The sequence below is a fragment of the Acinetobacter portensis genome, from assembly GCF_023158935.1.
Lineage (GTDB): Bacteria > Pseudomonadota > Gammaproteobacteria > Pseudomonadales > Moraxellaceae > Acinetobacter > Acinetobacter faecalis.
The window spans coordinates 783670-796423 of record NZ_CP096120.1; the positions used below are offsets into that span (position 1 = coordinate 783670).

The 12754-nt window shown below is 35.9% G+C and carries 12 protein-coding genes and 1 pseudogene; 8 read left to right on the forward strand and 5 right to left on the reverse strand.

The window, feature by feature from the left end; translation table 11 throughout:
• Positions 1 to 193 precede the first annotated feature (193 nt).
• Positions 194 to 736, forward strand: coding sequence for an adenine phosphoribosyltransferase (locus MZO21_RS03990; RefSeq protein ID WP_154773027.1), 543 nt, complete (start codon positions 194 to 196; stop codon positions 734 to 736).
• A 69-nt stretch (positions 737 to 805) separates the two neighbouring features.
• Here the strand turns inward: MZO21_RS03990 and MZO21_RS03995 are convergent, their stop codons facing one another.
• The gene (locus MZO21_RS03995) at positions 806 to 1303 is read right to left on the reverse strand and encodes a YqiA/YcfP family alpha/beta fold hydrolase (RefSeq protein ID WP_154773026.1); all 498 of its coding nucleotides are present in this window, start codon (positions 1301 to 1303) and stop codon (positions 806 to 808) included.
• A 328-nt stretch (positions 1304 to 1631) separates the two neighbouring features.
• Here MZO21_RS03995 and lysS point away from each other — a divergent pair, with 328 nt between their 5' ends.
• Entirely contained in the window at positions 1632 to 3161 is a 1530-nt protein-coding gene (lysS, locus tag MZO21_RS04000) for a lysine--tRNA ligase (RefSeq protein ID WP_154773025.1), read from the forward strand.
• A 54-nt stretch (positions 3162 to 3215) separates the two neighbouring features.
• Here the strand turns inward: lysS and MZO21_RS04005 are convergent, their stop codons facing one another.
• Entirely contained in the window at positions 3216 to 3758 is a 543-nt protein-coding gene (locus tag MZO21_RS04005) for a hypothetical protein (protein WP_248101768.1), read from the reverse strand.
• Positions 3759 to 4079: 321 nt separating this feature from the next.
• Here MZO21_RS04005 and cysD point away from each other — a divergent pair, with 321 nt between their 5' ends.
• A complete protein-coding gene (gene cysD / locus MZO21_RS04010; protein ID WP_154773023.1) occupies positions 4080 to 4994 on the forward strand; it encodes a sulfate adenylyltransferase subunit CysD in 915 nt (304 codons plus the stop codon).
• Between the two features lie 162 nt (positions 4995 to 5156).
• Positions 5157 to 6773: a sulfate adenylyltransferase subunit CysN gene (cysN, locus tag MZO21_RS04015; protein WP_248101765.1), complete on the forward strand. Its 1617-nt coding sequence runs from the start codon at positions 5157 to 5159 to the stop codon at positions 6771 to 6773.
• 98 nt (positions 6774 to 6871) lie between these two features.
• Here cysN and MZO21_RS04020 read toward each other — a convergent pair whose 3' ends face one another.
• Positions 6872 to 7171, reverse strand: a complete 300-nt coding sequence (locus tag MZO21_RS04020; RefSeq protein WP_248101762.1) for a hypothetical protein — start codon at positions 7169 to 7171, stop codon at positions 6872 to 6874.
• Between the two features lie 158 nt (positions 7172 to 7329).
• Here MZO21_RS04020 and MZO21_RS04025 point away from each other — a divergent pair, with 158 nt between their 5' ends.
• The 4 genes from MZO21_RS04025 to MZO21_RS04040 all read left to right on the forward strand — a co-directional run bounded on the left by MZO21_RS04025 (position 7330) and on the right by MZO21_RS04040 (position 9915).
• Positions 7330 to 7842: a PadR family transcriptional regulator gene (locus MZO21_RS04025; RefSeq protein WP_154773020.1), complete on the forward strand. Its 513-nt coding sequence runs from the start codon at positions 7330 to 7332 to the stop codon at positions 7840 to 7842.
• A 9-nt stretch (positions 7843 to 7851) separates the two neighbouring features.
• On the forward strand, positions 7852 to 8094 hold the full coding sequence (locus MZO21_RS04030) for a DUF2798 domain-containing protein (protein WP_154773019.1): 243 nt from the start codon (positions 7852 to 7854) through the stop codon (positions 8092 to 8094).
• A 132-nt stretch (positions 8095 to 8226) separates the two neighbouring features.
• The gene (locus MZO21_RS04035) at positions 8227 to 9219 is read left to right on the forward strand and encodes an NAD(P)H-quinone oxidoreductase (RefSeq protein WP_154773018.1); all 993 of its coding nucleotides are present in this window, start codon (positions 8227 to 8229) and stop codon (positions 9217 to 9219) included.
• A gap of 192 nt (positions 9220 to 9411) precedes the next feature.
• Positions 9412 to 9915, forward strand: a complete 504-nt coding sequence (locus tag MZO21_RS04040) for a hypothetical protein (protein ID WP_154773414.1) — start codon at positions 9412 to 9414, stop codon at positions 9913 to 9915.
• 65 nt (positions 9916 to 9980) lie between these two features.
• Here MZO21_RS04040 and MZO21_RS04045 read toward each other — a convergent pair.
• Positions 9981 to 11075, reverse strand: a pseudogene (locus MZO21_RS04045) (CitMHS family transporter); the annotation flags it as partial.
• A 259-nt stretch (positions 11076 to 11334) separates the two neighbouring features.
• Positions 11335 to 12657, reverse strand: coding sequence for a hemolysin family protein (locus tag MZO21_RS04050; protein WP_171501343.1), 1323 nt, complete (start codon positions 12655 to 12657; stop codon positions 11335 to 11337).
• Positions 12658 to 12754 lie beyond the last annotated feature (97 nt).

Below are 12754 nucleotides of genomic sequence, written 5' to 3' on the forward strand. Positions count from 1 at the left end.
TTTTTCAAGTAATTCTGTATTTTATAATCAGATGAATCTATATTTGATATTTAGATAGAAAATAAAGTAATAAATACAAACGCTTAGTATTTTTTGGTTCGTGTGATTATTTTTAATACAAGCCTGATTTGCTAGCCCTTGCTAAAAATAAGCTGTAAAATTCAACTATTCTCCTATTTATTAAATTTCTCCCATGAGTAATCAGTCTACAGTTCTGTGGTCACACATTCGTACGGTTCAAGATTTTCCAAAACCAGGTATTTGCTTCTACGATCTAACACCATTATTTATGAATAACATTGGTCTTTTGACTGATGCACTTATTGCGAGTATTCCTGCAAAACAACTTGAAGAAGTTGAAAGCTTTATTGCTGTAGAAGCGCGCGGCTTTGTTTTAGCAAGCTTACTTGCACAGCGTACAGGCAAAGGGCTTATTTTGGTTCGTAAAGCAGGTAAGTTGCCACCTCCTGTTGTAGGTGTTGGTTACAGCCTAGAATACGGTTTGGATCGTTTAGAAATGTCGGCTGAAATTGAAAGCCAAAAAGTCATTATTGTAGATGACGTGCTTGCAACTGGCGGTACTTTAAAAGCAGTAAAACAACTTGCTGAAAAATGTAATCACAATGTTCTTGGTGCAAGTATTTTCCTAGACTTACCAGATTTACATGCTGATTTGGGTTTAGATATTTGGACTGTTTTAGATGATAAATCTAAGCCTGAATCTGTAGCTGCATAAGCTTTATTAGATACTAAAAAAGCCACATAAATTGTGGCTTTTTTATTTTGAATATTGCAATAAATTTGCTTAAAAAGACTTTTCTATTTCTAAAATTAAATCATTAATTCTTTCAGGATGTTCTAAGCGGTGATGTCCGTCTTCAATGCTTTGAATTTGCATATAATTTTCTAAAAATTCTTTTGTCCCGTGCATATCTAAAATTTCATCACCTAATTCTAAATATGCCATTTGCTGAATGTCATGATCTAAAATTTTATCAGAAATAGGAGGGTAGTCGTCACGGAAATTCGGTGTTAAATTAGGGTTAGCAATAACGCATGGAATTTGATGTTTAAAGGACATTAATAAAGCCCAATATCCACCTAAGCTATGACCCACAATAATGTGTGGATTAATTTTCTCAATAATATCGTGATAAAACTGAGCGACTGTTTCAAAATTTAAATTTCGATAATCAACGTTAATACAATATTTTTTAGGCGCATCAATCGCGTGAAATTTTGTTGAATCTCTTGAAGAGTCCAAACCATGAAAAAACAAAACTGTTGAAGTGTAAGTCGTCATTATTATTTATTCACAAAGTAAAAATGTTAAAACGTGATTTTTCAACAAATGGTTAAGTCTAATTTTAATTTAAATAAGATAATGTGCATCTTAGATTTTGGTCTATTTTTTGAGTGGTTTTAAGGCTTTAGTCTAAGTTTTAAACAATGTTATTGTGTTAAAAGAAAAGGCTTTAACTATTTTAAAAATATAAAAAATAGCGTTAATTCTTATAATTTTGTATTACATCGTAGATTTTTATACATGAACAGTATTTCTCTCTGCGCATTATGCTCTAAATCTGCTATTCTATGCCACTTCTATTTCTTATCTAAATTACGAGGCAGAGATGACGCAAAATAACGCTCAATCGACTTCTGAACAAACTATTTCCGAAAACGATTTAATTGCACAGCGTCATGCCAAGTTAAAGCAAATCCAAGAACAAGCAAAAGAAACGGGTGTTAGCCCTTGGCCAAATACGTTTAAACGTGAACATTACGCACAAGACTTACAAGATCAATTTGCAAATGTATCTAAAGAAGATATTGAAGCAGGTGAAAAGGTTTATGTATCTGTCGCTGGTCGTGTAATGCTTAATCGTGGTTCATTTATGGTAATTCAAGATATGACTGGTCGTATCCAGTTATATGTTGCACGTAAAGAACTTGCGCCTGAAGTGTTGGAAACAATTAAAGGTTTAGACCTTGGTGATATTATTGCGGTTAAAGGTTATGTAGGTCGTTCTGGTAAAGGCGATCTTTACGTACATATTGAACATTTTGAATTATTAACAAAATCATTACGTCCACTTCCAGATAAATTCCATGGTTTAACAGATACAGAAGTAAAGTATCGTAAACGTTACCTAGATTTAATCGTAAACGAAGAAACACGTAAAACTTTTGAAATTCGTGCAAAAGTAGTTTCTGGTATTCGTGCGTTCTTAACTGAACAACGTTTCATGGAAGTTGAAACACCAATGATGCATGTTATTCCGGGTGGTGCTTCTGCGCGTCCATTTGAAACGCATCATAATGCATTAGATATGCCATTATTCTTGCGTATTGCGCCTGAACTTTACTTGAAACGTTTAGTTGTTGGTGGTTTTGAGCGTGTGTTTGAAATTAACCGTAACTTCCGTAACGAAGGTGTGTCTACACGTCATAACCCAGAATTCACAATGATTGAATTCTATCAAGCTTATGCAGATTACAAAGATTTGATGGAATTGACTGAAAAAATGCTTGAGAAGCTGGCAATCGATATTTTGGGTTCTACAGATGTTCCTTATGGCGAAGAAGTGTATAGCTTTAAAGGTCCATTCAAGAAAATTTCAATGTTTGATGCAATTCTTGAACATAACCCAGAATTTACCCCTGAAAATGTGGGTGACCGTGAATTCCTTGCGAACTTTGTGAAAGAAACATTGAAAGAACAAGTTAAGCCAGGTTTTGGTTTAGGCAAGCTTCAAACAATCGTATTTGAAGAAACGGTTGAAACTAAACTTCGTCAGCCTACGTTTATTACAGAATACCCAGCGGAAACTTCTCCATTGGCACGTCGTAACGATGACAATCCGCATATTACAGACCGTTTTGAATTTTTCATTGGTGGTCGTGAACTTGCAAATGGTTTCTCTGAGTTAAATGACCCAATTGACCAAGCAGAACGTTTCCAAGCGCAAGTTGACGAAAAAGAAGCGGGTGATGATGAAGCAATGCATTACGATGCAGACTTCGTTGAAGCATTAGAATATGGTTTACCGCCTACAGCAGGTCAGGGTATTGGTATTGACCGTTTGGTCATGTTATTTGCAAATGCGCCAAGTATCCGTGATGTAATTTTATTCCCTCATATGCGTCATAAAAATGCATAAGTTGTGAAACTAAAAAACCCGCTTAATGCGGGTTTTTTGTACTTTAAATAATACTTAAAGTAGGGCAGTTTGAATGCGAACTTTCATGTCTAATGCTTGCTGCACAATAAAGTCTTTCATCCATTCAACTTGTTGACCCATAGGATTGGTCTTAATAGCGGTATTTAAGAAAGACATACTATCTAACTGGAAAAGTTGTTGTTCAATTGCTTGTGTAAGTTGTTGACTGTTACAAGCTAAAGGCATGTTGATGGTGTAAAAGCCTTTAGGGAAGTTGTAGAAGGCATAAAGTAAGTTAAATGCGCGTTCATCTCCCTTTAAATTGCCTGCGCCAATTTCATAGCTACGGTCTTGGTTGCTGTGTGTAATACCAACAACAAACTGCCATTGCTTCTCCGAAAGTCGTAGACCAAATTGCAGACCTAATTGGTCGGCTGTATGTTCGTGTTGAATAAAGTTATTTAGTGCAGAACCATCGTCATTTAATGCTTCTTGCAGTACTAACATATGTTGCTGATGCTGATAGATATAGCCTGCAAGCGCTGCTTGTTCTAAGCTGCTTTTAAGGGCTTCGATATCAAAATGGCTATAAGGCATAAATATAAGTCTTTTACTTGAATGTCTTTATTTAATCATATTTGGTGTAAAATATAAGGGTTTTATAATAGTTTTTACGACTAATAAGGTCACTATTGGCTCTAAAAATTTCAACGATAAAAAACTAAAAAATAGATTTGAATTGAATGATTTTAATACTGTGCTTAATTATATTGAATAAGCAATATCAATAAAGCTTTATATGATGAATTTGCATATTAATATCAGAAAACAAGCAATAGAATGAATAACTAAATCACTATAATGTATATAAAATTTCATATGTGTCATAAGTACACGTTTTCTAAGCTGGTGTTGTCCATGTCGTTAAATGAGGAAAGACTTACTCATCTAAAACAGCTTGAAGCTGAGAGTATTCATATTATCCGTGAAGTAGCTGCTGAGTTTGAAAACCCAGTTATGCTCTATTCAATTGGTAAAGATTCAGCAGTCATGCTGCATTTAGCCCTCAAAGCATTCTATCCCGCAAAACTTCCATTTCCACTTCTACATGTAGATACAGGTTGGAAATTCAAGGATATGATTGCGTTCCGTGACAACATGGCGAAAAAGCATGGCTTTGATTTGATCGTGCATCAAAACAAAGAGGGTGTTGATGCTGGCATTAACCCATTCGACCATGGTAGCTCTAAATATACAGACATCATGAAAACTCAAGGCTTAAAACAAGCACTTGATAAATATGGTTTTGATGCTGCATTTGGTGGCGCACGCCGTGACGAAGAAAAATCACGTGCAAAAGAACGTGTTTATTCATTCCGTGATTCGAAACACCGTTGGGATCCTAAAAACCAACGTCCAGAACTTTGGAACCTTTACAACGGTAAAGTGAACAAAGGTGAAAGTATTCGTGTGTTCCCATTATCAAACTGGACTGAGCTTGATATTTGGCAATACATTTACTTGGAAAGCATTCCATTAGTACCGCTTTATTTAGCTGCAGAACGTCCTGTAGTTGAACGTAGTGGCACACTGATTATGGTTGATGATGAACGTATGCCTTTAAAAGAAGGTGAAGTTCCGCAAATGAAATCGGTACGTTTCCGTACTTTGGGTTGTTACCCACTTACTGGTGCTGTTGAGTCTGAAGCTGACACATTGCCTGAAATTATTCAGGAAATGCTTTTGGCAACAAGTTCTGAACGTCAAGGTCGTATGATTGACCATGATGAAGCAGGCTCGATGGAGAAGAAGAAACAAGAGGGTTACTTCTAATTTAATTTTCCCCCCAAGAATCTCCCTTGCGTAGCAGTGCTACTCACCTCTTTATAAAAGAGGGGCTTCAAAAGCGGAGCAAAGTCTCCCTTAACAAAGGGAGATTTAGAGGGATTAAAGAGATTAGAAAACGATTTCAAAAGAATATGTGGAGTTTGAGCAATGTCTCATCAATCAGATTTAATTAGCCAAGATATCTTGGGTTATTTAAAACAACACGAAAATAAAGACTTATTGCGTTTTTTAACTTGCGGTAACGTAGATGACGGTAAATCGACTTTAATTGGTCGTTTACTTTACGATTCAAAATTGATTTATGAAGATCAATTGCAAGCAGTTACGCGGGATTCTAAAAAAGTAGGTACAACAGGTGATGCACCTGACTTGGCTTTACTTGTAGACGGCTTACAAGCTGAACGTGAACAGGGTATTACCATTGATGTGGCTTACCGTTATTTCTCTACAGAAAAACGTAAGTTCATTATTGCGGATACACCGGGGCACGAACAATACACGCGTAACATGGCGACAGGTGCATCTACTTGTGACCTTGCGATTATCTTAATTGATGCGCGTTATGGTGTTCAGACTCAAACTCGTCGCCATACATTTATTGCAAGCTTGTTAGGCATTAAGAACATTATTGTTGCAATCAACAAAATGGACTTGGTGGAATTCTCTGAAACTCGTTTCAATGAAATTCAGACTGAATATAACGACTTTGTTAATCAGTTGGGTGATCGTAAACCTGCAAACATTATCTTTACACCAATTTCAGCTTTAAATGGTGATAACGTTGTAAACAAATCTGCGAGCACACCTTGGTATCAAGGTCAAACGTTGATGGAAACGTTGGAAACAGTTGAAATTAACCGTACATCTGCGAAGCAAGATTTCCGTTTCCCAGTTCAATATGTAAACCGCCCTAACTTGGACTTCCGTGGTTTCTGTGGAACTGTTGCGTTAGGTGATGTTTCTGTTGGTGATACAATTGTGGCTTTACCATCAGGTAAATCTTCAACTGTTAAAGAGATTGTGACTTTTGACGGCAACTTAGAACGTGCTGTTGCAGGTCAAGCTGTAACGCTTACTTTAAACGATGAAATTGATATTTCACGTGGTAACGTTTTAGTTCGTGCAGATCAAGCTGAGCCGTTTATTTCACGTTCTGTGAATGCAACTGTTGTTTGGATGGCAGATCAACCGCTTGTAATTGGTAAGTTGTATAACTTAAAAGTGGGTACGCAAACTGTTCCTGCTAAAGTGACTGCAATTAATTTCCGTACAAATGTGAACACGCTTGAAAAAGCACAAGTTGAAAGTTTAGAGCTAAACTCTATTGCTAACGTAACTGTTGAGTTTGACGCGCCTGTTGTATTTGACCGTTATAAAGACAGCCGTTACACAGGCTCGTTCATTTTTATTGATCGTTTAAATAACGTGACGATTGGTGCGGGTATGGTAGAGGAGTCTGTTGAATGGACAGCACATACCAACCCTGTAACTGCGGAAGCACGTGCTGCACGTTTAGGTCAAAAGCCTGCGTCTGTTACTGTTTCTGAAACTGCGTTGGACAATGCTCAAGTACTTGAAAACTTGTTACTTCAACAAGGTGTTGTCGCAATTGCTAAAGCTGGTTTAGATGCTGCTCAAGTTGCTCTTTTACGTGAAACTGGTGTTGTGGTAATTACAACTGTCGCTGAAGGCACAGATGCAACTGTTGCTGTGGATGCTGTTGAAGAGTTAGCTGAAAAGATTGTTGAATTGGTTCGTCTGTAATAGATTGGATTAATTTAAAAAAACCCGCGTAATTGCGGGTTTTTTTTGTATAGATTTGAGAATTTTAATTAAGCTAGTGATGAAATTCAAAAACTTATTTATAAAAAGCCAATAAAAAATAATTGTGCAATCAAAACAATCAGACGTGATACAGTTATTCCAACTAAAATAAAAAATTGTAAAAAGATAGAAAAAAATAGCATCCAACCGCTTGCGCCTTTTACATCACTCGCTTGTCGTTCAAAACCCCAAATAATTAGAAATATCAAGAACTCGATAGCAGCCACTGTATAGAAAACCGAATCCCATGGAAAATGTAATAACCAAGTCCATCCAGCAATAAAAAGTGAGGGAATGAAAGAGGCTAAAAAAATATCACGATTATGCGATGAAGCCATTTTTCTTTTTAAAATTAAAATGATAGTCGAGTTAAAATAAAGCTTAATGAATGATAAGTGAAGTATTAAATATTACAAAAAATATAATGTATATGCTTTTAAATTTTAAGAAGCTATATTAAGATATATCTTAATTAATTGTAAGATATATCTTTACTATGCCTAAATCAGAAATTATTACTGAAATTGATGGTACTTCAAAGCCAAGAAAACGCTTGTTTGAAACAGGCGAAATGAAGCTATTGGTACTTCATTTTATTTCACAACAGCCTAAATTTAGCTACGACATCATCAAAGACGTTGCAAACTTAGTTGGTGGAAACTACAAACCAAGTACAGGCACCATTTGCCCAACTATTAATTACTTAGAAGAACAAGGCTATACAGAAGTTCATTTAAGCGAAGATGGTCGAAAGCAATATCACATCAATTCAAAAGGCATAGAACATCTTCAGGCGCAAAAACAAAAAATAGATAAAACACTTTGCCGTTTTAATACACGTATAAAAATTCAAAACAATACGGAATTAACCCAAATAAAAGAAGCAATGGATGAACTTAAAGCTTCGCTTAGACAGCATTTACAAGATGATGAAATTCATCCTGATAAAGTCGCAAGTATTGCAAAAATAATTCACCAAGCAGCAATGCAAATTAAAGATATAGGCTGAAAAATTATTATGAGCAAAATTAAATTTCATCCAAAACATCTGACATGGCTTATGCCACTCATTTTATCTGGCATTATGAGTGGTGCAATTTCATGCTACAACATGATTCTAAATTTAGGATTGGTACATAACTTTTTAGAACTTTGGTTGTTTGCTTGGGCAAAATCTTGGTTGTTGGCATTTCCATTAATTTTAATTGTATTGCCAATTGTACGTAATTTTTTAATGAAATTTGTTGATTCACCAAAATAACAATGCAGTTATGCTATTTAATAACTTGATGATTCTACATTGGACATAAGTGTAAATTGGCTTCTAAGCATGAATTAACTATGTTCAAATAAGCACAAGAAACATGAATAGTAAATAAATAAGGAAAAGCAAATGTCACAAGCAAGCATGCAACAAGTCATTATTACAGAACCGGGCGATATCGATAAACTTGCCTATGAAACTGTAGCAATTCCAAGCCCAAAAGCAGATGAAGTGCTTGTAAAAGTACATGCATTTGGTATTAATCGTCCAGACATTTTACAGCGTCAGGGTTTATACCCAATGCCAAAAGGCGTAACACCTGTGCCGGGTTTGGAAGTTGCAGGCGAAGTATTTGCCGTTGGTGAAAATGTGACACAATTTAAAGTGGGCGATAAAGTTTGCGGACTTACCAATGGTGGTGGTTATGCAGAATATTGCGTTGTACCTGAAAGCCAAACTTTAAATATTCCTGAAAATGTAAGCTATGTGCAAGCCGCTGCAATTCCTGAAACCTTCTACACTGTTTGGGCAAACGTATTCCAAATGGGTAAAGCCAAAGCAGGTGAAACAGTACTCATTCATGGCGGAACAAGCGGTATTGGTACTACGGCAATCATGCTTTGTAATGCTTTAGGATTAAAAACGTTTGCAACAGTGGGTTCAGATGAAAAAGTAAAAGCAATTTCAAACATCACCACTGCCATTAACTACAAAACTCAAGATTTTGAGCAAGTGATTAATGAAGCAAATAACGAACATGGTGTAGATGTTATTTTAGATATTGTTGGTGCGCCATATTTGGCACAAAACTTAAATCTATTACGTCGTGATGGTCGTTTGGTCTACATTGCATTCTTAGGTGGTGCAAAAGCCAAAGATGTAAAACTCGGTCAAATTATGATGAAACGCTTGACCATTACAGGTTCGACAATGCGTGCGCGTAATACCGCAGAAAAAGCTGAAATTACGGAAGGCTTAAAAGCTAATGTTGCACCACTTTGGGCAAAAGGCGAATGCTTACCAATGATTTATAAAACATTCAAATTTGACCAAATTCAAGATGCACATGCATGTATGGATACAGGCGAGCATATAGGTAAAGTTGTGGTTGAGGTGATTTAATCTATCTCATAGCCTTAATTGCGATATTTAGAAAAATCCCAACGTGTTTTAAAGCATTGTTGGGATTTTTTATTTAAAAAGTGGCTTAATAAGTACATTGCGTCTCAATATTCGCTTTCCGATTCAGATATATTTCCACGCAGATTTATGCGAAAATACGTTTTTATATATTTATTTGTCCAAAGGCATTTCATGACTGACCAATCTCCTGAATCTTTAAGCGATATCGAAATTGTAGATATTTTACAATCAATGAAAAACGATGAGCTCAATACAGAAGCAAAAGAGATTATTCGTAATGGCGGTAAAGCAGGTCGTCAAGAAGCACATAAACAAGCACTTGTATCATTGCATACAGCATTTGAAGAGCGCTTTGTTGAAGCTGTGACTTTGGCTTTAGGCTTAAATGAAGGTCAGGCGAAAAAAATTCGTTATAAAAAAGACCGTATTCGTATTTTGAAGGTACGTGGAATTGATTATTTAGCAATTGATGGTGCGGAAACAGCACAAGTACTATCACAAGTTGCACAAGCAATTAGCCGTGAAGATGCAATAGTAACTCATGATTTGCATAACATTTTCCCATTTTGGAAAGAAGGCTGGCCTATGGTTCAGTTCGATAATGCTTATAAAATTTTGGAAGATGATATTAACATTCACTACCAAGCAGTCTTAGATGCATTGTTAAGCAAGTAATTTAAATTACTTGTTTAACACCAATAAAAAAGCACCTATAAGGTGCTTTTTTATTAGTTTGGAGATTAACCGAGTGTTGAATAAAGCGGGAATACACCAAATAGAAGTGCTGCAGCAAGCATCACTAAACAGGTTAAAATTGCCCATTTAATAGTGAATTTTTGATGTGCACCAAACTCAATGCCTGCTAAACCAACAAGTAAGTAAGTTGATGGAACAAGAGGAGAGAGTAAATGCACAGGCTGACCTACAATAGATGCACGTGCCATTTCTACAGGGCTAATACCATAATGAATAGCAGCTTCTGAAAGAATTGGAAGTACGCCATAGTAGAAAGCATCATTCGACATAAAGAATGTTAAAGGCATGCTGACAATTGCGGTAATTGGTGCAAGAAAAGGTCCCATACTTTCAGGAATAATGGCAACAAGCTCTTTAGACATCGCTTCTACCATGCCTGTTCCAGCTAAAATACCTGTGAAGATACCTGCGGCAAAAATAATACCTACAACGTTAAGTGCACTACCTGCATGGCTTGCGACAAGTGCTTTTTGCATGTCGATATCTTTATAGTTCACGACAAGTGCAATACAGAGCGCAATCATGAATAAAATAGACATTGGTAAAATACCAAGAACTAAAGACACCATAAGTGCAAGAGTAAGTAGAGCATTGAACCAACGTAAATGTGCGCGGTTTGCTTCAGGGTTATTCGAAATTTGAATAGAATCGCCGTGACTAACGTCTAACTCAACAATACCTAAGCGTTTACGCTCCATACGACCATACATAAAGCCGACGAAATAGAGCCAGAAAATTGCGCAAATCATTGGCAAAATCATTGGAATAAATACATCACTTGGGTCTACATGCAATGCGCTTGCTGCACGTGCAGTTGGGCCGCCCCAAGGTGTTAAGTTCATAATGCCACTAGCAAGCATCATTAAGCACGCCATAATAAGAGGGCTCATACCTAAACGTTTGTATAGCGGTAACATTGCTGCCACACAGATCATATACGTTGTAGAACCATCACCATCTAAAGAAACAATGAGTGTTAAGGTAATTGTACCCATGACCACTTTCAGTGGATCACCTTTTATAAGGCGTAAAATCCATTTTACAGAGGGGTCAAACAAACCTGTATCAATCGGTGTAGCTAAAACAATAGTTTATCTTTCATTTTTTTTAATATGGTTTAAGAAGTAGGCTGGAGGCTTGTAAGTACTAGTAACATTGAGTAACTATATGTATCTTTTGAATAAAAATGATTAAATTCACCGCAAATTTTACTTTGTTTTTATAGCTAAATAAGTGCAAAAGAATGCATAAATAAAAAATTTATTGAATAAGATAGTGTTGGAATTAGCTTGTTATATTTATTATGTGAATAGTAGTGAAATTAAAAGAAGAATCAGATTATTCTGATTCTTCTTTTAATAGGTCTGAGCTGTCAATTAATCGAGTAACTAAGAGTTGATCAATTTTAAAATGGTCTACATCGACAACCTCAAATTTGAAACCTGAGTAAATAACAAAGTCGGCAGGACGTGGAATTTTACGTAAACTGTACATCATGTAGCCAGCTAAGGTTTCATAGTTTTCATCGTCAGGCATTTCATCGATTTCAAGTGCATGTTTAATGTCTTCAATTGGCGTGCTACCTTCAATTAACCATGAATTTTCATCACGTTTAATAATTTGTTGATCTGCTTCTATTGGTATAACCCAGTCACCCATTACCGTTGTCATAATGTCTGAAAGTGTAATTACGCCAACAACAAGTGCATATTCATTAATAACGACAGCAAATTTTTCTTTGCTAGAGCGGAAGCGATCAAGCAATTCTGAAAGAGTTAAAGTATCTGGAATGGTTAAAACATTCCGAATGGTATTTTCGTTTAGTTGTAATAAAGATTGATTGTTTAAGATGCGAACCAAAATATCTTTAGCATCTACATAGCCAATAACATCATCAATATTTTCACTACACACTAAAAATTTCGAGTAGGGAAATTGTGCAAGTTTTTGACGAATACTCTCTTCAGATTCTTTTAAAGTGAAATATACGACGTTTTCACGTGTTGTCATGCTCGAAGGAACATTTCGTTCTTCAAGTTCAAATACGTTTTCAATGAAATGGTGTTCTTGTTTCTGCACAACACCTGCTAAGGCACCTGCATCCATAACAGCAGAGATATCTGCAAAAGTGATGTTGTCATCACGAACTGTGTTTACTTTAAATATTTTAAATAGCACGTTTGCAATGCTGTTAATAAACCAAGCCAATGGCTTACATACAACAATAAATACTTGAATAGGGTTAATAACAGAAATTGCAATTTTTTCAGGTGCAATCATTGCCAAGCGTTTTGGCATTAAGTCTGCAAATAAAATAAATAATGAAGTCACTAAGGTGAAAGATAATGTGAAGCTAATGGTTTCTGCCCAAGGACCTGAGTAAAACCCATTCACAAAATTAAGGAAATAGGGGCGAAAAGCACCTTCACCTAAAATACCACCTAAAATTGCAACAGCATTTAAACCAATTTGAGATGCTGCAAAAAAGTCTGCTGAATTTTCCTGTAAATCTAATACCTTCTGCGCTCGGTCTTCACCCGATTCTGCAAGAATTTTAAGTTTAACTTTTCTTGCACCAGCAAGTGCAATTTCAGTTAAAGATAAAAAACCTGCCCCTGCAATAAGGACAACAATTATCAGGATATTTTGAAAAAGGCTCACGAATCCACCTGTGGCTCATCATTATTATGAATATTTTTAACACAAATTAACCTGAGCTCATATAAAAATATTTACTCAGGTTCATAAAGGATAATCT